Below are 22,680 nucleotides of genomic sequence, written 5' to 3'. Positions count from 1 at the left end.
TTGGTGTGTGCCATGGCGTGGTCTAATCCGCCGATTCCGTGGCGCCAATTGGAGCGCACGCTGTCGGGCTTTGGTTCGGTAACGCCGATAGGTGAGGCCGGTGACGGGCGTGCCCTGTCTCTGGTGTCGAGCAAGCGCGCTCCCTATATTGCACCGAGCGAGCCTCCGAACGGCGCGGAGGCAGCATCCGCACCCGCCGGTGATGTTGTGCCCTATGCCGAGCTCCATGTTCACTCAAGTTTCAGTTTTCTTGATGGCGCGAGCATGCCAGAGAAACTGGCAGAAGAGGCTGCCCGATTGGGGCTTACTGCTCTTGCGCTTACCGACCATGACGGGCTGTACGGCATAGTGCGGATGGCTGAAGCTGCAGCCGAGTTGGGGCTTTCTACCCTGTTTGGTGCGGAGCTTTCTCTGGGCCTCACCGGGCAACAGGCGGGCAATGCCGATCCAGAAGGTGACCACCTGCTTGTGCTTGCCCGCAAAGAGGAGGGATATCACCGGCTGGCGCTGGCCATTACGCGCGCCCAGCTCGCGGGCGGAGAAAAGGGTCGCCCGAAATATGACCTGCATGAGTTGGCTGAGCTGGCAGGAGGGCACTGGTTTGTGCTGACGGGATGCCGCAAGGGGGCTGTGCGTCGAGCGCTCTGCGATCCGCAACCCAATTCAGCACCCTCGCGCGAATCGATGGTGGCTGCAGGCCACGAACTCGACCAGCTGTGTGAACTCTTTGGCCGTGACGCCGTGATTGTCGAACTCTTTGATCAGGGGTACCCCCTCGATTCGGCGTACAACGATGCCCTTCACTCTCTTGCTGTTGAGCGAGGTCTTCGTGTGGTTGCTACCTCTAACGCTCACTATGCAACACCCCGCCAGCACCATTTACATTCAGCGGTCTCTGCTGTGCGTGCGCGGCGCAGCCTCGATGAGATGGATGGCTGGCTCCCCGCTGCAGGCACAGCACATTTAAGGTCGGGTGCCGAAATGGCTGCGCGCTTTGTCCGCTACCCGGGGGCGGTGGCGGCGACTGTCCAAGTTGCCGACGAGGCGGTGTTTGAGTTGAGGCAGGCGAAGCCAGCTCTCCCCGATCAGGATGTTCCTGATGGGCACACGCCGGCGAGTTGGCTCCGTGAACTGACATGGGCGGGGGTTGCCGACCGCGCGATCGAACTCTCTGATACAAATCGGGCCCGCATCCAACGTGAACTCGATGTCATTGAGGAGAAAAACTTTGCGGGCTATTTCTTGATCGTGCACGACATTGTGTCGTTTGCTCGAGGGCGTGGAATCTTGTGTCAGGGTCGAGGCTCGGCAGCAAGTTCGGTGGTTTGCTATCTCCTTAAAATCACGGCGGTTGATCCGATCCGGTACAAGCTTCCCTTTGAACGGTTCATATCGGCGATGCGGGAAGAAGAACCCGACATCGATGTCGATTTTGATTCTGAACGTCGAGAGGAGGTCATTCAATACGTCTTCGAGCGCTACGGGCGAGAAAATGCGGCACAGGTGGCGAACGTCATCCAGTACCGTCCTCGATTTGCCGTGCGCGATATGGCGAAAGCCCTGGGCTATAGTTCGGGCCAGCAAGATGCGTGGTCGAAGCAAATGGAACGGTGGGGTTCTGAAGTCTCGGGAATCGACCACGATATCCCCGACTCGGTGCTGGAACTTGCTCAGCAGGTGATGAAGTTTCCGCGTCATTTGGGCATCCATTCTGGCGGAATGGTGTTGACGCAGCGGCCGGTCGGTGAAGTGGTGCCGATCGAGCATGCGCGTAAAGAAAAACGCACGGTGGTGCAGTGGGATAAGGATGATTGCGCGTGGATGGGTCTGGTCAAGTTCGACCTGCTCGGCCTCGGAATCCTCTCGGCCATGCAATACAGTTTCGATCTCGTTGATGAGGCACTGGGCGAACGCTGGGATCTCGCCACGATCCCAGCCGAAGAGCAGGGTGTCTACGACCAGTTGTGTCGAGCGGATGCCGTTGGTGTTTTTCAGGTAGAGAGTCGCGCCCAAATGGGGTTGCTGCCGCGCTTGCAACCGCGGGAGTTTTATCACTTGGTGGTGGAGATCGCGCTGGTGCGGCCCGGACCGATTCAGGGTGGGGCTGTGCACCCCTATGTGCGCCGCAAGATGGGGGTTGATCCGATTACCTACCTGCATCCCAATCTGGTTGAGCCTCTTGAGCGCACTCTGGGTGTGCCGATTTTTCAAGAGCAGTTGATGCAGATCGCGGTGGCCGTGGGTGGTTGCTCTGCCGATGATGCCGATCTGCTCCGGCGCGCTATGGGCTCTAAGCGGGGCATTGAACGCATCGATAAGCTGCGCTCGAAGCTTTATGCGGGAATGGCGAGCAACGGAATCATTGGGGAGGATGCCGATCGCATTTACGAGAGTATTCAAGCGTTTGCTGGTTTTGGTTTTGCCGAAAGCCACGCCCTCAGCTTCGGTCTGCTCGTCTATGCCAGTGCATGGATTCGGCTTCACTACCCCGCCGCATTTCTTGCGGCTCTGCTGCGTGCCCAACCGATGGGGTTCTATTCTCCGCAGTCTCTGGTTGCGGATGCTCGGCGTCATGGTGTGCAGGTGCGTGGCCCTGACATCCAACGCTCTGGTGTCTTTGCTGGGCTTGAGCAGCATTCTCAGAGCACAGCTCCTACGGGAAACGATCGCTGTGTAGATCACGAGCAGCCTCCGGTCGGCCCCTTTAATCGCTCGTCCCCTTTCGATACTGATGATCATCGCCGGGATGGCGCTTTTGCTGTGCGTCTTGGTTTGGATGAAGTGAGGGGCATCGGCACTACTGTCGCCGAGAAAATTGTGGCTGAGCGTGATTCGGGTGAGTTCGTTTCGATGAATGATCTAGTGCGTCGTGTCGGGCTCACGACGAAACAGTTGGAAGCGTTGGCTGCAGCGGGCGCTTTCGACGGTATGGGCCTCACGCGTCGCGAGGCGCTGTGGAATGCGGGCAATGCTGCGCACGATCGTGAAGAGTATCTGCCCAACAGCATGGTTGTTGTGCAGCCGCCGCTATTTTCTCTAGCGACCGAGTTTGATGAGCTGATGGCTGATCTGTGGGCAACAGGAATCTCGCCAGAGAGCCATCCTGTGATGCATCTGAGGGAGGCGCTGACTCACCGTGGGGTGCTGTCTGCCGCCGAACTGACTGTTACTGAGTCGGGGCGTCGCATCGAAATTGGTGGGGTTGTCACTCACCGGCAGCGTCCGGCAACAGCCAGCGGCATCACCTTCATGAATATCGAAGATGAAACCGGTCTGATTAACGTGATCTGCAGCGTTGGCGTGTGGGGGCGGTATCGCAGGATCGCTCGTGACAGTGCTGCGCTGATTGTCCGTGGCATTATTGAGCGGTCAGAGGATGGCGTCATTAATGTGCTCGCGGACCGTTTTGAGCCGCTTTCAGGGCTCCCCCACACTCAGTCGCGTGATTTCCATTAGTGACCAGTTCATTACCGTTGTGTGACTTTTACGAAATACATGACACATGCAGCGCCATACTGATATAGCCTTATGGAATCGTTCATGTTCTATACAAGGCATGGATGCGGCCTCGACTGTCGGGGCCTGAAAGAACGCTCCTGGAGGAGTTTTAAATGGCACTAGGTACCGTCAAGTGGTTCAACGCAGAAAAGGGCTTTGGCTTCATCGCCCCCGAGGACGGAAGTCCTGATGTGTTCGCCCACTACTCGGCCATCGCAACAAATGGCTACAAGTCGCTCGACGAGAACCAAAAGGTTGAGTTTGACATCACACAGGGTCCCAAGGGACCCCAGGCGGAGAACATCCGCCCCATCTGATCTTGATAGTTCAGTAACGAGAACGCCCCGGTCCTATGCCGGGGCGTTTTCTTGTTAACAAGTGGTGTGCAGCGAGCTGAGCATCGAGCATTCGCCGGGATTCAGGGCTTCCTCGCTAGGAATGCATGCTCTTGCTGAGGTAGTCGATGCGCGTCTGCAGTTGAGTCACCGTGGCCTGTGCGACCGCAGGCCCACCGCACACTCGGCGCAGTTCAGCGTGAATGAGTCCGTGTGGCTCGCTGGAAAGTTTTGCGCGTCGACCCACAAGGTTGTTCAGCAGTGTTCGTTGTTCTTTGAGCGTGCGGTAGAGCGGCTGTGGTCGGTCTGCTTTGGGTTTGCTTTCGGCGCGACGAGACTGGCGTTTCTGCCGCTGCAGAAGCAGTTCGCGCACCTGTTCGGGTTCTAGAATGCCCGGCAATCCAATGAAGTCGAGTTCTTCGTCGCTACCGGTTTCCGCCGCAAAACCAAATTCGTTGCCATCGAAGAGCACCCGGTCAAAGTTCGCATCTGACTCAATTGCTTCCCAAATGAACTCGTCAGCAAGCTCGTCGCTCGTTTTCTCTTCACGGTTTTCGCTGTCAAGAAGGCTGTCGTCGAGCAGTTCATCTTTTGCGCTGTCACGATCGAGCGCGTGGTCGCGTTCTTGCTCCAGTTTCTCTGCGAGAAGCATCAGTGATGGCACGCTGGGTAAGAAAATCGAGGCGGTCTCTCCGCGACGGCGTACGCGCACGAACCGGCCAACAGCCTGCGCAAAATAGAGCGGCGTAGACGCTGACGTCGCGTACACTCCGACTGCAAGCCGTGGAACATCGACGCCTTCGGACACCATGCGCACGGCAACCATCCACCGGCTGTCGCTCGCAGCGAACTTCTCAATTCGCGAGGAGGACTCCTTCTCATCAGAAAGCACAATCGTTGCTGACTCCCCCGTGATCTCCTTAATGAGCCCAGCATAGGCGCGGGCAGCGATCTGGTCGGTGGCAATGACGAGTCCGCCGGCATCCGGGATGGAGTGTCTCACTTCGCTGAGGCGACGGTCGGCTGCTCGCAGCACGGCCGACATCCATTCACCTTTGGGGTCGAGAGCGGTGCGCCACGCCTGGGAGGTGACATCTTTGGTGTCGCCTTCGCCGAGACGCGCTTCCATTTCGTCGCCCATCCGGGTGCGCCAACGCATTTTGCCTGCATAGGCCATGAACATGACCGGGCGCACGACTCCATCGCCGAGAGCTCTGCCGTAACCGTAGCTGTAGTCGGTGACCGAAGTGCGGATACCTTTGCTGTCGGGTGCGTAGGTGACGAAGGGAATCGGGGCGGTGTCGCTGCGGAAGGGTGTTCCGGTGAGGGAGAGTCGACGGGTTGCTCGGCCAAATGCTTGGTGAATCGCGTCGCCCCAGCTGAGAGCATCGCCCCCGTGATGCACTTCGTCGAGAATCACCAGGGTGCGTGCCGAGTCGGTGATCTCCTGATGTAGGGAGGCTTTCATCGCGACCTGTGCGTAGGTGACAGCGATTCCGTTGAACCGGCGCCCGCCCCAGAAATCACCGTTGGAGAATCCTGGATTGAGGCGCAGCCCGACACGATCGGCCGCATCGGCCCATTGCCGTTTGAGGTGGTCGGTGGGCGCAACAACGGTAACGCGGTCGATGACGCGTCGGGCGATGAGCTCTACAGCCAGGCGCAGTGCGAAAGTGGTCTTGCCTGCACCGGGGGTTGCCGCTGCAAGAAAATCTTGCGGCTCACGCTCGAAATACAGGTCAAGGGCTTCTGCCTGCCAGGCTCGAAGCTTGGATGCGGTGCCTCTGGCGGCTCGTTCAGGGTACGACGGTGAGAGATGTTCCGCCGCAAACGTGCCCACGGTGGGGCCAGGCAATGGAGTGCTCACTTGATAAGACTTTACCGTTTCTGACTGACAATGATGGCTGCTCCTGGGGAGTTTGGCGCCGGGCGGGGGTTAATCGCGTTGACCGAGTCGCGGACGCTCCGAACGCTCAGCACCTAAGAGCCGGGCCGGGCCAATTGCTCCGCGCCCGAAACGTGCTGACGCGGCCTCCATCGCCTCTTCTGCATTACGCCAGCCATCTGTGGTGTCCCACAGGCTCACCATCGTGCCGCCGGGTTCCGCCAATTGTTCACCGCGCACTCCCACCAGGCGCACGGGGCGTCCCTCGGCCGCAAACTCCTCGTAAATGCCGCGAACCGTTTCGTACAGGGTGCGACCCAGGTCGGTTGGTTCAGGAAGCGTGCGCGAACGAGTCACTGTGCTGAAATTTTCGAACCGCAATTTCAGAACGACAGTGCGAGCGACCATCCCGGCGGCACGCAGTCGGATAGCAACCCTTCCCGACAGCCTCAATAGCTCACGGCGAATCTCATCGGCGTCGAGTACGTCATATTCAAACGTCGTCTCGTGTCCCATGCTTTTTTCAGCCGGGCGCTCCACGACGTCACGCTGATCATTACCCCATGCCAGATTGTGCAGCTTTACTGCGCTCGCCTCCCCCACCGCACGAGTCAACGACACGCGATCGGCATGAGCAATATCGGCGATGGTCGAGAATCCTCTTTGCTGAAGAATCTCCGCAGTCTTGCCACCGACCCCCCACAACGCGGAAATGGGTAAGGGGTGCAGAAACCCAGTCGTCTTGTCGGCAGGAATTACCAGCAGTCCATCTGGCTTAGACAAGCCCGACGCAACTTTGGCGACATATTTGGATGCCGCAGCACCCACCGAGCAGACGAGGCCAGTCTCAGCGAGCACCCGCGCGCGCAGCAGTGCTGCGACCTCCCTCGGCGAGCCATAAATTCCGCGAGCACCAGCGACATCCAGAAATGCCTCATCGATGCCCAAGCGTTCGACCTTGGGTGTGAGCTCATCGCAAATCTCGAAAACTCTCGCAGAGAAGTACTGATAGCGCTCGAAGTGCGGTTCGAGCACGATGGCCCGTGGGCAGCGGCGCAGTGCCAGCGCCATCGGCATGGCCGAGTTCACACCGTACTTGCGTGCTTCATACGTTGCGGCCGTGACTACCGAGCGAGTTGAGTTGTGGCCGACGATTACAGGCTTTCCGATGAGCTCTGGATGATCGAGCAGTTCGACTGAGGCAAAGAAAGCATCCATGTCTACGTGCAGGATGGTCGCGGTGCTGTCATCGACGTCTATGGCGGAAACGTGCCGCGTCAGTCCGTCTTGCTTGCCCATGTATCTATTGTCTCAGGAGCCTCTGACTGTGCGCCGCCGATTGTTCTTCCAAAGACGCCAAGCATGAGGGAACTAGCTGAGTTTCGTGTTAACGACAACGGGCGACACACCACAGTGTGCCGCCCGTCATGCCGTTAAAGAGTTAGCGACGTGAGCCGCGCGTGACCAGTCCATAAATGAACAGCACGAGTACCGAGCCGCCGATGGCGACTAACCACGTCTCGATGGAGAAGAACTCTTCGAGTCCGACTCCGAAGATGGCGCCTCCAATGAAGCCACCAACAAGTGCTCCGACGACACCAAGAATCAGTGTCGCGATCCAACCGCCAGCCTGGCGTCCTGGCAGAATTGCCTTAGCGATAGCGCCGGCGATGAGTCCCAGTACGATCCAACCAATGATTCCCATTGTGCGTTCTCCAAACGGTTGTTAAGAGGTTTCCTGTGTGAAAACCATCATTAGACCTAATCATGCCCCCAATCGGGGGTCAAAGCTATACAGGTGGCTCGCAGATATTATTCAGGTAACGCACATGTGGAATCTGAGAGAAGCTAGAGAGATGCAAGAACTACATCCGTGGACCCGCTACGTCGCAATTGGAGACTCATTTACCGAAGGAATCGGTGACCCCGAACCGGACTTGCCTGGCGGCAATCGAGGGTGGGCAGACCGTGTCGCTGAGGTGCTCGGCCACGACAAAGATGGCTTTGCCTACGCAAACCTTGCGATCCGAGGTCGCTTGCTGAACCAAGTTCACGCCGAGCAGCTTGAGGCGGCGTTGGAGCTCAAGCCCGACCTCATTAGTGTCTCCGCGGGAGGCAACGACATCATCCGCCCTGGTTCAGACCCCGATGAGGTCGCTCACCGCGTTGAGGCACTGGTTGCGGGCTTACGTCGCGATGGCGCTACAGTCGTGCTGTTTACGGGTCCCGATATCGGGATGACGCCCGTGCTGAACCGTATGCGCGGAAAGGTAGCAATCTATAACGAGAACATCCGTGCAATAGCACAGCGGCACGACGCGATCGTCGCCGACATGTGGTCGTTGCGCGAGCTTGCGGATCAGCGCATGTGGGCGCCGGACCGGCTTCACTTCTCCGCCGTCGGCCATCACACGGTTGCCCGCATGGTGCTCCAGTCGCTGAATGTGCCGAATGATCTCGAGCCTTTCAAGCCAGAGCCCCTACCACCTCGGCGTTGGCGTCGAGCCCGGGTGGAAGACATCGGCTGGGCACGCGAACACCTTATGCCTTGGGTGCTGCGGCGTATTCGTCATGAGTCTTCAGGTGACAACGTCACGGCTAAGCGGCCAGGTTTCTAGAAACGCGACGCTAAAGGGCCTCTACCAACTCGGTAGAGGCCCTTTAGCGTCTAGCGCGAGGCTGTTTTAGCCGGTGTAGCCGGTTCGACCCGCTGCGGGGCAATCGAACGGGTCACCGTCGGCCCCAAGCCCGACCTCATTGAGGTGGCGAATCACGATGCCGTAGGAGGTGACAAGGCCGACCTCGGTGTATTTGATGCCCTTGGTCTTGCAGTACTCCTTGACCATCCCTGCAGCGCGACGCAAATGCGGGCGAGGCATAGTCGGGAACAAGTGATGTTCGATCTGGTAGTTCAAACCGCCCATGAAGTGGTTCATGAAGTGACCACTGCGAATGTTGCGGCTCGTGAGCACTTGACGACGCAGGTAGTCAACTTTCGAGCCCTTGGGCAGAATCGGCATCCCCTTGTGGTTCGGAGCGAACGACGCCCCCATATACAGGCCGAAAATTCCCATCTGGACTGCGAGGAAAGCGAATGCCATGCCCACGGGCAAGAACGTGAAGACGACGGCGAGGTAACCGATGTTGCGAACAAGCAGAAGCACGATTTCGAGTGCGCGCTTATCTACCTTCTTCTTGAGGTTGAACACCTCTTGGAAGGCGTGCGAATGGAGGTTGAACCCTTCAAGGAGGAGTGCGGGGAAGAACAGGTAGCCCTGGCGGTTGGCCATGAACTTGGTGACTCCCTTGAGGCCGACAGCCTTCTCTTTCTGGAAAATGATGAAGTCGGTCTCGATATCGGGGTCTTTATCCACCGTGTTGGGGTTTGCGTGATGACGCGAGTGCTTGTTCATCCACCAGGCGTAGCTAATACCCACCACGAGGTCAGACATAAGGCGCCCAAGAGTGTCATTGAGCTTGCTGGAATCGAACACCTGCCGATGAGCGAGCTCATGAGTCAGGAACGCATACTGCGTGAAAATGATGCCCATGGCAGCGGCGATAAGTAGCACGTACCAGGTACCTGCGAGCATCGCGAAACCGAACCACGCTGCAACCATGGCAAGCGTAATCACGGCAAAAGTGATGATGTAAAAAGTTCTACTGCGACGCAGAAGACCGGCTTCGCGCACAGTGCGCAGCAGCGCGGCGAATTCGCTGATCGGGTTACCAACACCGCGTGGACCGGTCTTTATTACACGTGCAGGATCGGCTGAGAGAGAACTACTCACGTGACCTCAGAAATTTCGAATGACTTCCCAGTCATGTGACATACGAGCTTATGCTCTGGATGCATTCCACTCTATCGCGAGAGCCTGTGAGCGGCGTGTCTATTCGGCAACTAAAACAATATCTGAGGGTTTGTGAGTCGCCACCACGGTCCAGGATCGTCAACTTCTTCACTAAACTCCAGCGGAATATCGATGGATTCTGTGCCAATGAGAACATGAACGACTCCCGCGCTCGTGCCCGCACCTGTCAGCCGCATCGGGTCGGCATCCACCGTCAATGTGATCTTGTCGTATCCCCAAACGACGCGCGTCACAGTGTCGGAAGCTATCGCGCTGGTGTCGTCGCCCCAGGGCGTGTCGTATTCGGCAAACTCTTCACCGGCTCTCGCGAGGGTCACTTCGTTATAGCCCTCCGTCGCATCCTTGATCAGCGCACGGATGGCAGCCGCGATTGTCGGATGATCCGGCCCTCCGATTACCACGCCAACAAGAGTCTTGGTCTCCTCACCGATTGTGACGTCTGTAGAAAAAAGTAGGCAAGCCCAATCGTCGTCAAGTGTTCCCGTTTTGATCCCGTCTACGCCATCGATGCCGAGCAGTTGGTTGCGGTTGCTCACTGTTCCTAGCCCCGGAACTTCTGTTGATGGCGTTGACACAATGGCGGCCACGACCGGACTACTGATCGCGAGCCGTGCGAGCTTGGTCAGGTCTTGCGCGGTGCTCTTGTTTGTCGCTTGGATGCCCGATGCTTCGGTCAGCGTCGTGTCCTCAAGCCCGTTCGCACTGAGCCACTTCGCTGCCGCTGCTACAAAAGCTTCGTCTGAGCCATATGCCCACCGTGCGAGCGACTGAGAATAGTTGTTTGCTGACGCAAGGAGAACGACATTCATGACCTCGCGTTGAGACAGCGTCTGGCCATCGAACACCGGCCACACGAGGCCATACTGCGCCTGTTGGGCGTAGTAGTAGTCGAGATCCGCCGGCCCGAACGTGATCGTCGGCCCCGCTTCATCTGCTCCAAGCGGCTTCGCATCAAGCACGACGAGCGCCGTGATGACCTTCGTGATGGAGGCAATGGGCAATGCGTCGTCACTGCCTGCGTGGGCGAGCACACCAGGTCGATCGATGTCTGCGATCGCGGAGGCACCGTAACTCGGGAACATAAGTTCAGGCTCGGCGAGTTCAGGCGTGGCCGGCGCTATCACGGTGGCAGACACCTCGGCAAGAGGTGCAAGCAGCGTCATCGGCAAGTAGAACGCCGTTGCTAGCGCAACTCCGACGGCAGAGAAGACAACAATGCGACGGCGACGAAAGGTTTGTCGTTGAGTCAGCGGCACCGCATAACGCTAACAGTTTCGTCGCGATTGAGCGCTAGCGCACGCGCAATGTGTACATACCGACCGCGCTGGCGGCGGCGACGTTCAGCGAGTCCACTCCGTGCATCATCGGGATCTTTACCACGCTGTCAGCCGCATCAATGGTTTGACGTGACAAACCATCGCCTTCTGTGCCGAGAACCAGTGCAACCCGTTCGGGCGCGTTTGCGGCGAAGGTGTCGAGATCGATGGCGTTCTCGCTCAGTGCTAGTGCCGCGAGATGGAACCCAGCAGCCTTCAGTTGCTGCGCGTCCGCTGGCCAGTTCGGAATTCGAGTCCAAGGAACTTGGAGCACGGTGCCCATGCTTACCCTCACGCTGCGGCGGTAAAGCGGATCGGCACAGCGTGGTGTGATGAGCACGGCATCAGCTCCGAGCGCGGCAGCGGAACGGAACACGGCGCCCACATTCGTGTGGTCAACAATGTCTTCAAGAATGACGACACGACGAGCACCCTCAATCAATTCTGCAACCGAGCGCAAAGGCGGCCGGTGCATCGATGCCAGAGCACCGCGGTGAAGATTGAAACCAGTGAGCTGTTCAAGCAGCGCTGACTCCCCCACATAGACCGGGGTGTCAGCGTCACCGAGCAGTTCTGCGACATCGTCGAGCCATTGCTCGAGAACAAGAACTGCGCGCGGGATATGGCCCGCACGCAGAGCACGAGCAATAACTTTCGACGACTCGGCGATGTAGAGTCCACCCTCGGGCTCAGTTCGGCGCCGGAGTGCGACATCGGTGAGGTTGGCGAAGTCGCTCAACCGCGGATCGGAGAGCTCGGTGACCCGGACGACGTTCACTATGTGTTCCCAACTGTGCAAATTCGCGGCCAAGAGAATCTCGACTCGGCAATTGTGCTGCTAGCAGTGTCTACTCTGGAAGGGTGCAGACACAAAACGGCAGCAACGATATCGACCGTGCTGCAGAGCTACTCAACGGAAAGCTCATTAGCGTGCTCACGGGTGCTGGCATCAGCACCGATTCCGGTATTCCCGATTATCGCGGCGAGGGTGCCGCGGTGCGTAATCCAATGACGTTTCAGCAGTTTCAGAGCGCAGCAGACTATCGCAAACGTTATTGGGCGGGAAGCCACTTGGGCTGGAAGCGGTTTGCCGCATCCGCCCCCAACGACGGTCATGCTGCCCTCGCCGAGTTTGAACGTCGAGGGCTCAGCAACGGGGTTATCACTCAAAACGTTGACGGATTGCACTTGCGAGCCGGCTCAACCCGAGTCGTGGATGTTCACGGCAGCATTGACAGGGCGCGCTGCCTGCGGTGCGGCCAGTATTACGCCCGCACTCCGCTTGCTCAACGAATATCCGAACTCAACCCGTGGCTCGAAGAGTCAGAGTCACACACGCTCAACCCTGATGGCGACGCAGAGGTTCATGACGTCGATTCCTTCGTGATCCCGGACTGCACGGTGTGTGGCGGTGTCTTGAAGCCGGATGTCGTTTTCTTCGGTGAGTTTGTACCCACAAGAAAATTCCAGCTCGCTTCGTCACTCGTGGATCAGTCGGACGCGCTTATCGTCGCAGGCTCTTCGCTCGTCGTAAACTCCGGAATCCGTCTCATTGAGCGTGCGCTGCGCAAGCACATTCCCATGATTATCATCAACCGTGGAACGACGAAAGCTGATCGGCGAGCCGACGTTAAGATTGACGGCGGAGCATCCATAGTTCTCTGTGATTTGTTGGACCGGCTTAGCGACTAATGGCTCGTACGGCACGAATGGGTGTGCTGCTATCGAATGGAGTTTCGTGTTTATCTACCTCGTGCGCCACGGTGAAACCAACTGGAATCGTGAACGACGTATTCAGGGCAGCAGCGATATTCCGCTGAACTCGACTGGTCAGGCGCAAGCAAAGACCACTGGAGAGTTGCTCTCTCGACGCCAGTGGGATGGAATCTTCACCAGCCCACTTTCTCGGGCCATGGAGACGGCACAAATCATCGCCGGCCAGGTTGGTCTCACTGCCCCGCTCCCCCTGACCGCAGTCGCAGAACGCAACTACGGCGATGCCGAAGGGCGAACAGCTGCCGAAGTCGATGAACTGTATCCAGGAGACACCGAAGTACCGGGCCGCGAATCACGAGAAGCAGTAATCGAACGGGCCCTCCCGGCCCTCGTGCAGCTGGCCGAAGAAAACCATGGAAAGTCTGTGATCGTTGTGGCTCATGGTGGCGTTATCGCTGCGATCTTGGCCGCTGTTGCCCCGGAACGACGGCGAACCCCGATCGTTAATGGATCAGTTCACAGCTTTCGGCATGACGATGGAACTCTTCGCCTGATCAATTTCGACGACCCCATCGAAGCCGAGTCAGAAAACATCGGCGGCGAGCCCTTCGATGCGCAGAACGCTATTGCGCGCCGAGAGGCATCGACTCAGTAGTTCAGTGCGCTGCTCGGGCACGTCACTTCTTGTGCGATCGTTCGCGCGCGGTGACGGCATCTTGGAGCGCCTGAGAAAGCGTAGCGGCGCCATGGGCCCACGTGAAGTTCGCGGATCGGGTGCGTGCGGCTGTTGACCGCGACTGCCACACTGCAGGGTCTTCGAGTGCTCTGACTTCACGCACAAGTTCCGCTGGCTCATCCGGACTAAAATATCCGCCGGCCGGGCCGGAAATTTCGCGGAAGATCGGAGTATCGCTGAGCAACACGGGCGTACCGAGCACCATCGCTTCAATTTGCGGAAGCCCGAACCCCTCGTCCCGCGACGCAGACACGAGTGCTGTTGCGCGCGACAATGTTTCGGCATACACCTCGTCGCTTGCTCCATCGTGGAAGATTAGGCTCGACTCAGGAGCGAGTTCGTTCAAGCAAGCTTTTACATCGTCATCCGCCCGACTCATCAGATGAAGTGTGTAGCCGGGCAGATCATGGAGCGCGCGCGCGATTAACTCAACATTCTTGTATGGCATGTAGGAACCCATGTAGACGAGTTCCCGTGAGGTCGGAACCGTGCGCACAGCATGCTCCTCAGAGCTGTCTGTGCCCAGCGTGACGACCGTGATCGGCTTCTTGGTGAGTCGGTGTTCGAGCATCTGATCTCGAGTCGTGTGCGAGTCAGTGACATGTGCGTCGGCACGGTTCAGCAGCGCCCGCTGGAAGGCCCACGTGAGGTGGTAGATGCGCCACAGCACCCGGACTGGCCAGGGCAGGTTGTGGGGCGGCGTGCGGTGCTTGTAGTAAATCAAATCATGAACGGTGGTGACGAGCGCGTAGTTGCGGCCGAACGGCCCCATAGTCTGCATGGGGGTGAACACGACGTCGGGGTTAAGCTTGTTAACCTGCAGTGCGACCCAAGGCTCGCTGGCAGCCGTGGGCGAGGTTGCGAGCTCCCAAGGGAGATCGGGAAGCATTTCCAGTTGATGCTTGTCGGAGATCAGCATGGTCACCGGGTGTAGCTTGCTCAGCTCTTCTACAAGTCGGGAACCGTAGCGACTAATTCCATCGTGTCGGCCAATTCGTGTGTAGCGGCAATCAAAGACGATCTTCATTGAGTGGACTCCGCAACTGTTCCCGCATTAAGGAACGAAACAATGAGTTGGGCTGCTTCCCGCGGCCGCTCATAGTGGATGAGGTGGCCGACATTGTCGAAAATCTCAAGCTGGGCGTGTGGAATCAGTTTCCCCAACCGTTCCTGTGCCGGTTCGGGACTGATGGGGTCATTTCGCGCCCCAATCAGCAACGTTGGCACTGAAATTTGCTCCGCGAACATGCTGACATCTGAGCCGATAGATGCTTCGAAACCTTCAAGTAGGCTGTCGCGGTTCGCGTAGCTGCTGAAATAAGTGTGGTGTTGTTGGTGCACCCAACGTCGAAGCTCAGGGTCGCGAGTTTTCACCATTGCGAGACTCATCACTCGCACGGCGATCCAATTGCTGAGTAGTGGTGCCCCAATTGCCTGCGGGAGAGCGCGTGCTAGGCGGTAAAACCCGAGCGTGATCTTGCTGAGAATCGCGTTTGGGCCAGCAAGTGCTGGTGCCGCGATGGGGTTGATTAAGATCAGTTGGGGCGTCGCGAGACCGCGGGCTATGGCCGCGGCGACGACAATTGAGCCAAAGGAGTGGCCGAGCAAAATTGCGCGACCGCTGAGCCCGAGTGACCCAACGAAAGCCTCCAACCAGAGTGCATAACCGTTGATGTTGTGCTCATGGCCGTTGAGGGGCGCGGACTCACCGAATCCCGGCAGATCAGGGCTGATGATGCGGATGCCACGGATATGCGCGCAAATCGCCTCGAGGCCATGGTGGTCTCCACGAAAACCGTGCACCAGTACAAGAACGATTTCCGCATCTGCGGGGCCGTATTCCCAGTAGTGAGTCGAGGCCCCGAGCACGTCAATCGTGGAGTGTCTCGCCGGGTTCTCGTCGAGCAGTGCTCCATAAGGCGATGCTGGTCTCATTCGAACAATTCTAGGCAGTCGCCAGAGAGTTGCTGACATCTGGTGTGTCGTGCCGCCAACAATGCAGCGTGCCGCGGTGACTTCCGCGAGCCGTGTTCCGGCTGTCAGTGCGTCCGCCTACGCTGAGGTCATGAGCATCTCGGGCACTCTCGCCACTTTCGATCTAGAGACCACCGGCGTCGACGTCGAAACTAGCCGCATCGTTTCCGCATGCATCGCGATAGTCGACGCCTCTGGCATCGTTGTTTCGCGGTGGGACTGGCTGGCAGATCCCGGAGTCGACATCCCTGAGGGCGCCGCAGCGATTCACGGCATTTCGACCGAACGCGCGCGCGCAGAGGGCCGTCAGGCAGCACTTGTTGTGGCCGAGATCGTGCAAGCGCTCAAGGTCACCTGTGCCTTGGGTATCCCTCTCGTTGTCTACAACGCTCCCTACGATCTCTCGCTTCTCGACCGTGAGTGCCGTCGGTATTCGATCGATGGGCTCGCAGAACCGTACTTTGTTATCGATCCGCTCGTAATCGATAAGGCGGTTGATCGTTACCGGCGCGGAAAGCGCACTCTCGAGGTAACGTCAGGGCTTTACGGCGTTGCGCTCGAAGATGCCCATGATGCTGGTTCTGATGCGATTGCGGCCGCCCGTGTCGCTCAAGCGCTGCTGGCGAAGTTTACGGATGAGCTCAGCATCCCGTTCTCAGAACTCCACGATCGTCAGCGTCAGTGGTACTCCGACCAAGCGGCAAGTTTTCAGGACTACATGCGCTCATCGAAGGGAGATCACAGCTTTGTGGCGAACGGCGAATGGCCTGTCCGGTCGATCCCGCAGTAGCCGAGCGTGAACATCCTCCCCCCACTCAGTCTGCTTCAGCACCGGTCTTAACGACTGAAGGTTAGCCACCGCAGGCGACCGGTATTCCGGTCGCCTTCAGTGAAAAATACGGTGTTACTAGTTGCCGAAGCCCTTGTAACGGTTCTTGAACTTCTCAACACGGCCGGCGGAGTCCATGATGCGCTGCTTGCCCGTGTAGAACGGGTGCGACTCAGAGGAGATCTCGACGTCGATTACCGGGTAGGTGTTGCCGTCTTCCCACTCGATCGTCTTCACGCTCGTCACCGTTGAACGCGTGAGGAACGTGGAGCCCGACGCGAGGTCGCGAAAAACGATGGGCATGTAGGTGGGGTGGGTCTCGGACTTCATTGGATTTCCCTGGGTTCTGGATTAAAAGAAAGACGATGGCGGTCACGCGGACCGACACACAAGCGTATCAGAGGTTTAGGCGGCTCGCGCGGTGTAGCGGCCGGCGTCTTTAGTGATGACAAGCTCAAGTCCAAACGCGGCACTCAAGTTTTCTGACGTAACAACGTCATCAATCTTACCGGCGCTATGCACTGTGCCCTCGGTGATAATGAGCGCGTGCGTAAATCCCTGAGGAATCTCTTCCACGTGGTGGGTGACCATAACGATCGCTGGAGCGCTCTCGGCCTTCGCGTAGCCGCTCAATAGCTGAACGAGCTCTTCGCGCGCACCAAGGTCGAGACTTGCTGCCGGCTCATCCAACAACAACAACTCTGGGTCAGTCATCACTGAGCGAGCGATCTGAACACGCTTCTGCTCACCATCACTCAGTTCACCAAAACGACGGTCTTCTAAGTGCGAAAGGCTCCACTCAGCAAGAACACGGCGCGCACGGCGAAGATCGACCTTCTCGTACTGCTCGTTCCAGCGACCAGTAACGGAGTACGCGGCGGTAAGCACCACATCGATGACTCGTTCATTATTGGGCACACGACGCGCAAGCGCTGTCGACGCGAAACCGATCCGCGGACGAACATCAAACACGTCAGCGGAACCAAGCTTGCTCTCAAGAACAATGACCTCACCAGAACTCGGGTGAATTTGCGCGGCAGCTAATTGCAGCAGTGTGGTCTTTCCTGCGCCGTTGGGTCCCAAAATCACCCACCGGTCGGATGCTTGCGCGCTCCACGAAATCGAGTCGAGGATCGTGGTGCCGTTGCGAGTAACGGATACATCAGAAAAGGTGAGGACACTAGCCATGATCACCTATCCTATTCGCTCAGACCACTGAACGTGTAAGCCACTCGTGTGATCCCGATAGTCTGGCATTCGGCGTCGTGCGTTTCCGACCCAACACGACCACAGCTGTCGCACGAAAGGCGCACGTTTTGGCAAAATTTCTCGTGGTTCTCGATGTCGATTCCACTCTAATCGAGAACGAGGTTATTGAGTTGCTAGCCGCTTATGCGGGGTCTGAACCCGAGGTAGCCGACATCACCACGCGAGCCATGAATGGTGAACTCGACTTTGAGCAGAGCCTGAGGTCGAGAGTAGAAACTCTCACAGGTCTGCCTGTGTCGGTTCTGGAGGAGAGCCGGCGCGACATCCGGGTGACGCACGGTGCCCAGGAAATGATCGCTGCGGTTATCGCTGCTGGTGGTTGCGTGGCCGCTGTTTCCGGCGGGTTCCATGAACTTCTTGATCCGCTAGCCCACTCACTCGGGTTGAGCTATGCACGTGCGAATCGCCTCGAGGTCCGTGACGGAAAACTGACCGGCAAGCTTGTCGGCGCAGTTATTGATGCCCAGGCCAAGGCAGATGCGCTACGTGAGTGGGCGCGTGACTCAGATACTCCCCTCTCCGCAACAATCGCCGTCGGCGATGGCGCGAACGATCTGCTCATGATGGAGGCAGCTGCCCTCTCGATCGGAATCACAGCGAAGCCGATTGTGCGTGCCACAGCAGACGTGCAGATTGACACGCGCGACCTCAGCGCACTGTTGCCCCTACTAGGACTGCGAAGTTAGCTATTCATACCGCGCTTGTCGCTGATCGCTCTCTAGTGCCCCATCCCCAGGCCGCCGTCGACCGGGATCACTGCGCCTGAAATATACGCTGCGTCATCGCTAGCGAGCCACGCGATTGCCTTTGCAACCTCTTGTGGCTTGGCGAAGCGACTGGCAGGTATTTGTTGGAGGTAGGCATCCTGCTGCTCAGGGGGAAGTGCAGCGGTCATGTCAGTCTCGATGAAGCCGGGAGCTACGACGTTTGCAGTGATTCCTCTGCTGCCCAATTCACGGGTCAATGATCGAGCGAGTCCGATGAGGCCGCTCTTTGATGCCGAGTAGTTGACTTGGCCGGCAGATCCGAGCAGCCCGACAACGCTCGATACGAGAATAATGCGGCCGAATCGTGCCTTCATCATCGCTTTTGAGGCCCGCTTGACGACCCGGAACGCGCCGGAGAGGTTGGTGTCGATCACTTGAGTGAAATCGTCGTCGCTCATGCGCATGAGCAACATGTCACGCGTGATTCCCGCATTCGCTACCACAACCTCTACTGGACCGAGTTTTGACTCGACCTCGGTAAATGCTGCATCGATACTCGCAGCATCGGTGACGTCGGCGACGACAGTGAGCGTGCCCTCTGGCCCTGAACCCGAGCGTGCCGTAACGGCAACCTTGTGCCCCTGGGCGACAAACTCTTCAGCGATAGCACGGCCGATGCCGCGGTTGCCTCCAGTAACAAGAACGATCCGTGATTCGGGTGCTGTACTGCTCATGGTTCCCAGCATATCGTCGTGAACAGCGGCGTAGGCTAGGGATACCTTCCTCGGCAACCTAAGAAAGCCCATGAAAAGTCCTGAGTCGATCACTTCGCTCCCCGAGCGGCCCGATGATGAGCGCCGGCGACGCGCGCTTCACTACTCGATTGCGATGGCAGTCAGAGTTGTCTGTGTCATCCTCTGCGTCTTTGTTACGGGGTGGTGGCTCGTCTTGCCGATTCTCGGCGCCATTGTGCTCCCTTACGTCGCTGTGGTGCTTGCGAATGTCACCACATCCCGCTCGGGTACCGTAGATGCTCCCGGGCAGCTGGCCTTAGGTTCGGCCAGTTCGTCCACCATGTCGAGTGCTCCTGACGAGGCACATCGGTGATTGGCGAGAGCGGCCCGGCAACGTCACGGTGCTCGCGAGCAGGATGCTTGTTGGATGCCCACTGGAACGTCAATTGGCGAAATCCGCGCATCCACGGTCATGATCGAGTGAAAATCTGGCTGGCGTGCGAGGAGCACGTCGACTATCTCACTGAGTACCTCTCAACGAGAGGCTTCCCCGTGATCGTTAGCGATCTCGCGCACCCGGCAACCGTCGTGCCGGACGGAGCTGCACAATGAAGAAGTGGCGCTTTGCGTTCTCACAGCGATGGTTCGGATATTTAGCCCTGGTCATCGCTTTTGCCATTGGATGTGTGTTTCTCTCACAATGGCAATTTGATCGGCGCGAAGAAGCTGCCGCCGAGGTAGCTCGTGTCAGTGAAAATTGGGATGCCGAGCCTCAGCAACTCGAAAACGTGATGCCAAAGCTCGACGAGTTTGACGTCGACAACAAGTGGGTGTCAGTGGCCGTCAGCGGCCAGTACAGAGAATCCGAACAGCTCTTGGTTCGGGGGCGCCCGTACTCTGGGCAGCCCGGATTTGAAGTACTTGTTCCCTTCCAGCTTGATAGCGGTCGTGTTCTCGTTGTCGATCGAGGATGGGTGCCCGCGGGCAACAGCCAAGATACCCCAGATGCGGTCCCCACTCCCCCAACCGGACGCATCGATATCGTGGTGCGACTCAAGCCCAGCGAGCCGACGGTTCAGGGGCGGTCAGCGCCGGTGGGCCAGGTGGCCACAATCCACTTACCGAGAGTCGCGGAAATTCTTGACGAACCGACCTACATTGGCGGATACGGGATCTTGGCTTCTGAATTTCCCAGCGTCGCCGACATGCCCATCGCCTACCCGAAGCCACTGCTCGACGAGGGCGCACACCTGTCCTATGCGTTCCAATGGGTCGCGTTTGGTGTGCTCGCATTCATAGGACTCGGGTGGGCTATTCGCCAAGAATATCGACTCATTAACGAAGCTGATCCCGTTGAACGCGAGCGCGCGGAAAAGCGCAAGCGCAAGGCGGAAGACCGTGGCCCCACCGATGCCGAGATCGAAGACGCCATTCTTGATGCCTAGCTGAGGTGCCCAAGAGTTGCGTTCACTTCGTAGACGCCGAGCTAGGCCAAGGAGATGAGGTCTGCGTAATCCTTGTTCCAGTGGTCCTCGATGCCGTCAGGCAGAATAAGAACCCGCTCTGGATTGAGCGCTTCAACTGCGCCCTCATCATGGCTCACGAGCACTACGGCACCCTTGTAGTTTGCTAGAGCGCCCAGAATCTCTTCACGGCTCGCGGGATCCAAGTTGTTAGTGGGCTCATCGAGAAGAAGCACGTTCGCACCACTGACCACAATCATGGCAAGAGCGAGCCTAGTTTTTTCGCCTCCAGAGAGAACGCCAGCGGGCTTTGCTGAGTCGTCACCGGTGAACAGGAACGATCCGAGTACACGGCGCGCTTCCATCTCGGTGATATGAGGGGAGGACGACACCATATTTTCGAGCACTGAACGCTTGACATCAATCGTTTCGTGTTCCTGAGCGTAGTAACCGATGCGGAGTCCGTGGCCAGGCTCGATATGACCCGTATCGGGCTCATCGACGCCGGCGAGCATCCGCAAGAGTGTGGTCTTTCCTGCACCGTTGAACCCCAGAATTACCACCTTGGAGCCTCGGTCGATCGCAAGATCGACCGAGGTAAAGATCTCTAGCGAGCCGTAACTCTTGCTGAGATTGAAGCCCATGAGCGGTGTTCGACCGCAGGGAGCCGGATCGGGGAAGCGAAGAGCTGCGACGCGATCGCTAGTGCGCACATCATCAAGACCGGCGAGAAGCTTTTCTGCTCGCGCTACCATCTGGTGAGCAGATGCAGCTTTGGATGCTTTAGCGCCAAATTTGGCTGCCTGCGCTTGCAGCGTGCTCGCCTTCTTCTCGGCGTTGGCGCGCTCCTTTTTGCGGCGTTCTTCATCGGACTGACGCTGACGCAAGTAGTGCTTCCAGCCCATGTTGTACTGGTCGATCTGCTGACGGTTAGCATCCAAATAAAACACTTTGTTGACGGTGTCCTCGACAAGTTCAACATCGTGGCTGATCACGATCAGACCGCCGCTGAAGTTTTTGAGGAATTCGCGGAGCCACACCACGGAGTCGGCATCGAGGTGGTTGGTTGGTTCATCAAGAAGCATGGTGTCTGCGCCCGAGAACAGGATTCGAGCGAGCTCGATCCTGCGGCGCTGGCCACCGGAAAGCGTTGACAACGGCTGATCGAGGATGCGGTCGGGAAGGCTCAGATTGCTCGCGATTGATGCCGCTTCTGCTTCGGCTGCGTAGCCGCCCAGTGAGAGGAAACGATCATCCAGTTTGCCGTACCGGTCCATTGCTGCGCCGCTGACTTCAGGGTCACTGCTGCCCATTTCGTCTTGTGCTTGACGCATTTTCAGGACAATACTGCCTAAACCTCGCGCGTCGAGAATTCGTGTGCGCGCGAGATCTTCTGGATTTCCTGAGCGGGGGTCCTGAGGAAGGTAGCCGATCTCGCCCGAGCGCTCGATGGAGCCGCCGGTGGACTCGAGCTCGCCAGCGAGCGTCTTGGTGAGCGTTGTCTTTCCCGCACCGTTTCGGCCTACCAGGCCGATCTTGTCGCCATGATCTACTCTAAAATTGACGCCTTGCATCAGCATGCGTGCGCCAACGCGCAACTCGAGGTCATGCACAGCAAGCAAGGGAAAACATCCAAATCTGGGGGTTAGGGGGGTCACGCGCGACAGCACCAACCAACTAGTCTACTTCCTAGCGTTGGCTGCGCAGTGCAGTCGCAGATTTCCAAGCTCCGGATTCCGCGTGTACTGCGGCGCTAGTGGCGGTCTCATCAGTGGAATCATCGTGTCCGCGGGCATCGTTGGGTTGCGTGCTGATCGCGGCTGGGATCTCACCTTGAGGGTTGTTGGATCGGGTGTTACGCCATTCTTGATCGGAGCATCCATCAAAATCATCAATGCTTCGGCCTTGCTCTCGTTGAGTTCGAGAGCAGTGCTGTGTAATAGTCCCATCGAACCGGAGGCCCGCTAGGAACCGATTTGACTAGGTCGGGATCTAGTCTGGCGAGGCGCCCAGTTAGATTGAGAAACCTAGCGCGCGCATCATGTCGCGACCATCGTCAGTAATCTTTTCGGGGCCCCACGGGGGCATCCACACCCAGTTGATTCTGAAGGCATCTACAACATTGTCGAGCGACTGCGCGATCTGTTCTTCAATGACATCCGTCAATGGGCAGCCAGCTGAGGTGAGCGTCATACTGATGATGAGCGCATTATTCTCGGGATCCCAGCTCAAGTCGTAGATCAGACCTAGATCCACGATGTTAACGCCTAGCTCGGGGTCAACAACATCCTTTAGTGCCTCTTCAACTTCGTCGAAGAGCGCGGGGGCCAAAACTGTAGACATACG

The 22,680-nt window shown here is 58.0% G+C and carries 24 protein-coding genes; 11 read left to right on the top strand and 13 right to left on the bottom strand.

All coding sequences use genetic code 11. The features are described from left to right. Positions 1–12: 12 nt before the first annotated feature. A complete protein-coding gene (locus AADH44_RS06670) occupies positions 13–3,456 on the top strand; it encodes an error-prone DNA polymerase (protein ID WP_341951906.1) in 3,444 nt (1,147 codons plus the stop codon). Between the two features lie 155 nt (positions 3,457–3,611). After that, on the top strand, positions 3,612–3,815 hold the full coding sequence (locus tag AADH44_RS06665; protein WP_009772173.1) for a cold-shock protein: 204 nt from the start codon (positions 3,612–3,614) through the stop codon (positions 3,813–3,815). Between the two features lie 115 nt (positions 3,816–3,930). Here AADH44_RS06665 and AADH44_RS06660 read toward each other — a convergent pair whose 3' ends face one another. From AADH44_RS06660 to AADH44_RS06650, 3 genes are all read right to left on the bottom strand, one after another. Then, a complete protein-coding gene (locus AADH44_RS06660; RefSeq protein ID WP_341951904.1) occupies positions 3,931–5,700 on the bottom strand; it encodes a DEAD/DEAH box helicase in 1,770 nt (589 codons plus the stop codon). A gap of 69 nt (positions 5,701–5,769) precedes the next feature. Beyond that, complete coding sequence (dinB, locus tag AADH44_RS06655; protein ID WP_341951903.1) at positions 5,770–7,017, bottom strand: DNA polymerase IV; 1,248 nt, start codon at positions 7,015–7,017, stop codon at positions 5,770–5,772. Between the two features lie 142 nt (positions 7,018–7,159). Then, complete coding sequence (locus AADH44_RS06650; protein ID WP_341951901.1) at positions 7,160–7,423, bottom strand: GlsB/YeaQ/YmgE family stress response membrane protein; 264 nt, start codon at positions 7,421–7,423, stop codon at positions 7,160–7,162. A 151-nt stretch (positions 7,424–7,574) separates the two neighbouring features. Between AADH44_RS06650 and AADH44_RS06645 the strand changes: the two genes are divergently transcribed. Next, on the top strand, positions 7,575–8,336 hold the full coding sequence (locus AADH44_RS06645) for an SGNH/GDSL hydrolase family protein (RefSeq protein WP_341951900.1): 762 nt from the start codon (positions 7,575–7,577) through the stop codon (positions 8,334–8,336). A gap of 66 nt (positions 8,337–8,402) precedes the next feature. On the opposite strand, the gene AADH44_RS06640 is transcribed toward AADH44_RS06645, so the two are convergent. From AADH44_RS06640 to AADH44_RS06630, 3 genes are all read right to left on the bottom strand, one after another. Next, complete coding sequence (locus AADH44_RS06640) at positions 8,403–9,509, bottom strand: acyl-CoA desaturase (protein WP_341951899.1); 1,107 nt, start codon at positions 9,507–9,509, stop codon at positions 8,403–8,405. A 110-nt stretch (positions 9,510–9,619) separates the two neighbouring features. After that, on the bottom strand, positions 9,620–10,846 hold the full coding sequence (locus AADH44_RS06635) for a D-alanyl-D-alanine carboxypeptidase (RefSeq protein ID WP_341951898.1): 1,227 nt from the start codon (positions 10,844–10,846) through the stop codon (positions 9,620–9,622). A gap of 34 nt (positions 10,847–10,880) precedes the next feature. Further along, positions 10,881–11,684 carry an RNA methyltransferase gene (locus tag AADH44_RS06630; RefSeq protein ID WP_341951897.1) on the bottom strand — a complete coding sequence of 268 codons (804 nt, stop codon included), beginning with the start codon at positions 11,682–11,684 and terminating at the stop codon, positions 10,881–10,883. Between the two features lie 83 nt (positions 11,685–11,767). Here AADH44_RS06630 and AADH44_RS06625 point away from each other — a divergent pair, with 83 nt between their 5' ends. Both AADH44_RS06625 and AADH44_RS06620 read left to right on the top strand, forming a co-directional pair. Further along, positions 11,768–12,598, top strand: coding sequence for a Sir2 family NAD-dependent protein deacetylase (locus tag AADH44_RS06625; protein ID WP_341951895.1), 831 nt, complete (start codon positions 11,768–11,770; stop codon positions 12,596–12,598). A 46-nt stretch (positions 12,599–12,644) separates the two neighbouring features. Next, the gene (locus AADH44_RS06620; protein ID WP_341951894.1) at positions 12,645–13,277 is read left to right on the top strand and encodes a histidine phosphatase family protein; all 633 of its coding nucleotides are present in this window, start codon (positions 12,645–12,647) and stop codon (positions 13,275–13,277) included. Positions 13,278–13,299: 22 nt separating this feature from the next. Here AADH44_RS06620 and AADH44_RS06615 read toward each other — a convergent pair whose 3' ends face one another. Continuing rightward, positions 13,300–14,385, bottom strand: coding sequence for a glycosyltransferase family 1 protein (locus AADH44_RS06615; protein ID WP_341951893.1), 1,086 nt, complete (start codon positions 14,383–14,385; stop codon positions 13,300–13,302). Next, entirely contained in the window at positions 14,382–15,293 is a 912-nt protein-coding gene (locus AADH44_RS06610; protein ID WP_341951891.1) for an alpha/beta hydrolase, read from the bottom strand. The genes AADH44_RS06615 and AADH44_RS06610 overlap by 4 nt, the downstream gene beginning before the upstream one ends. Positions 15,294–15,423: 130 nt before the next feature. Here AADH44_RS06610 and AADH44_RS06605 point away from each other — a divergent pair, with 130 nt between their 5' ends. Next, complete coding sequence (locus AADH44_RS06605) at positions 15,424–16,122, top strand: 3'-5' exonuclease (protein ID WP_341954936.1); 699 nt, start codon at positions 15,424–15,426, stop codon at positions 16,120–16,122. A gap of 117 nt (positions 16,123–16,239) precedes the next feature. Here the strand turns inward: AADH44_RS06605 and AADH44_RS06600 are convergent, their stop codons facing one another. Together AADH44_RS06600 and AADH44_RS06595 are read right to left on the bottom strand one after the other, a co-directional pair. Beyond that, complete coding sequence (locus AADH44_RS06600) at positions 16,240–16,491, bottom strand: type B 50S ribosomal protein L31 (RefSeq protein WP_341951890.1); 252 nt, start codon at positions 16,489–16,491, stop codon at positions 16,240–16,242. 75 nt (positions 16,492–16,566) lie between these two features. Continuing rightward, positions 16,567–17,349 (bottom strand): ABC transporter ATP-binding protein, encoded by a 783-nt coding sequence (locus tag AADH44_RS06595; RefSeq protein WP_341951889.1) that lies wholly within the window; start codon positions 17,347–17,349, stop codon positions 16,567–16,569. Positions 17,350–17,477: 128 nt separating this feature from the next. Here AADH44_RS06595 and serB point away from each other — a divergent pair, with 128 nt between their 5' ends. Continuing rightward, the gene (gene serB, locus AADH44_RS06590) at positions 17,478–18,116 is read left to right on the top strand and encodes a phosphoserine phosphatase SerB (protein WP_341951888.1); all 639 of its coding nucleotides are present in this window, start codon (positions 17,478–17,480) and stop codon (positions 18,114–18,116) included. A 32-nt stretch (positions 18,117–18,148) separates the two neighbouring features. Here the strand turns inward: serB and fabG are convergent, their stop codons facing one another. Further along, a complete protein-coding gene (gene fabG, locus AADH44_RS06585) occupies positions 18,149–18,871 on the bottom strand; it encodes a 3-oxoacyl-[acyl-carrier-protein] reductase (protein ID WP_341951887.1) in 723 nt (240 codons plus the stop codon). Positions 18,872–18,941: 70 nt separating this feature from the next. Between fabG and AADH44_RS06580 the strand changes: the two genes are divergently transcribed. The 3 genes from AADH44_RS06580 to AADH44_RS06570 are packed head-to-tail and all read left to right on the top strand — an operon-like array spanning position 18,942 to position 20,316. Then, positions 18,942–19,244, top strand: coding sequence for a DUF3099 domain-containing protein (locus AADH44_RS06580; RefSeq protein ID WP_341951886.1), 303 nt, complete (start codon positions 18,942–18,944; stop codon positions 19,242–19,244). Beyond that, positions 19,241–19,483 (top strand): hypothetical protein, encoded by a 243-nt coding sequence (locus tag AADH44_RS06575; RefSeq protein WP_341951885.1) that lies wholly within the window; start codon positions 19,241–19,243, stop codon positions 19,481–19,483. The genes AADH44_RS06580 and AADH44_RS06575 overlap by 4 nt, the downstream gene beginning before the upstream one ends. Beyond that, a complete protein-coding gene (locus AADH44_RS06570) occupies positions 19,480–20,316 on the top strand; it encodes an SURF1 family protein (RefSeq protein WP_341951884.1) in 837 nt (278 codons plus the stop codon). The genes AADH44_RS06575 and AADH44_RS06570 overlap by 4 nt, the downstream gene beginning before the upstream one ends. Positions 20,317–20,357: 41 nt before the next feature. On the opposite strand, the gene AADH44_RS06565 is transcribed toward AADH44_RS06570, so the two are convergent. Next, positions 20,358–21,956 (bottom strand): ABC-F family ATP-binding cassette domain-containing protein, encoded by a 1,599-nt coding sequence (locus AADH44_RS06565; protein WP_341954935.1) that lies wholly within the window; start codon positions 21,954–21,956, stop codon positions 20,358–20,360. A gap of 160 nt (positions 21,957–22,116) precedes the next feature. Here AADH44_RS06565 and AADH44_RS06560 point away from each other — a divergent pair, with 160 nt between their 5' ends. Next, entirely contained in the window at positions 22,117–22,302 is a 186-nt protein-coding gene (locus AADH44_RS06560; RefSeq protein WP_341951883.1) for a hypothetical protein, read from the top strand. Positions 22,303–22,347: 45 nt separating this feature from the next. Here AADH44_RS06560 and AADH44_RS06555 read toward each other — a convergent pair whose 3' ends face one another. Next, a complete protein-coding gene (locus tag AADH44_RS06555) occupies positions 22,348–22,677 on the bottom strand; it encodes a metal-sulfur cluster assembly factor (RefSeq protein ID WP_341951881.1) in 330 nt (109 codons plus the stop codon). Positions 22,678–22,680 lie beyond the last annotated feature (3 nt).

Source organism: Salinibacterium sp. TMP30 (assembly GCF_038397785.1).
GTDB lineage: Bacteria > Actinomycetota > Actinomycetes > Actinomycetales > Microbacteriaceae > Rhodoglobus.
Note: the sequence above shows the minus strand (reverse complement) of the source record. Positions and strands in the feature narration are given on the sequence as shown.

Coding starts and splice junctions, on each gene's coding strand:
- AADH44_RS06670 (WP_341951906.1), top strand. CDS start 13: ATGGCGTGGTCTAATCCGCCGATTCCGTGGCGCCAATTGGAGCGCACG.
- AADH44_RS06665 (WP_009772173.1), top strand. CDS start 3,612: ATGGCACTAGGTACCGTCAAGTGGTTCAACGCAGAAAAGGGCTTTGGC.
- dinB (WP_341951903.1), bottom strand. CDS start 7,017: ATGGGCAAGCAAGACGGACTGACGCGGCACGTTTCCGCCATAGACGTC.
- AADH44_RS06650 (WP_341951901.1), bottom strand. CDS start 7,423: ATGGGAATCATTGGTTGGATCGTACTGGGACTCATCGCCGGCGCTATC.
- AADH44_RS06645 (WP_341951900.1), top strand. CDS start 7,575: ATGCAAGAACTACATCCGTGGACCCGCTACGTCGCAATTGGAGACTCA.
- AADH44_RS06615 (WP_341951893.1), bottom strand. CDS start 14,385: ATGAAGATCGTCTTTGATTGCCGCTACACACGAATTGGCCGACACGAT.
- AADH44_RS06610 (WP_341951891.1), bottom strand. CDS start 15,293: ATGAGACCAGCATCGCCTTATGGAGCACTGCTCGACGAGAACCCGGCG.
- AADH44_RS06605 (WP_341954936.1), top strand. CDS start 15,424: ATGAGCATCTCGGGCACTCTCGCCACTTTCGATCTAGAGACCACCGGC.
- AADH44_RS06600 (WP_341951890.1), bottom strand. CDS start 16,491: ATGAAGTCCGAGACCCACCCCACCTACATGCCCATCGTTTTTCGCGAC.
- AADH44_RS06595 (WP_341951889.1), bottom strand. CDS start 17,349: ATGGCTAGTGTCCTCACCTTTTCTGATGTATCCGTTACTCGCAACGGC.
- fabG (WP_341951887.1), bottom strand. CDS start 18,871: ATGAGCAGTACAGCACCCGAATCACGGATCGTTCTTGTTACTGGAGGC.
- AADH44_RS06580 (WP_341951886.1), top strand. CDS start 18,942: ATGAAAAGTCCTGAGTCGATCACTTCGCTCCCCGAGCGGCCCGATGAT.
- AADH44_RS06570 (WP_341951884.1), top strand. CDS start 19,480: ATGAAGAAGTGGCGCTTTGCGTTCTCACAGCGATGGTTCGGATATTTA.
- AADH44_RS06555 (WP_341951881.1), bottom strand. CDS start 22,677: ATGTCTACAGTTTTGGCCCCCGCGCTCTTCGACGAAGTTGAAGAGGCA.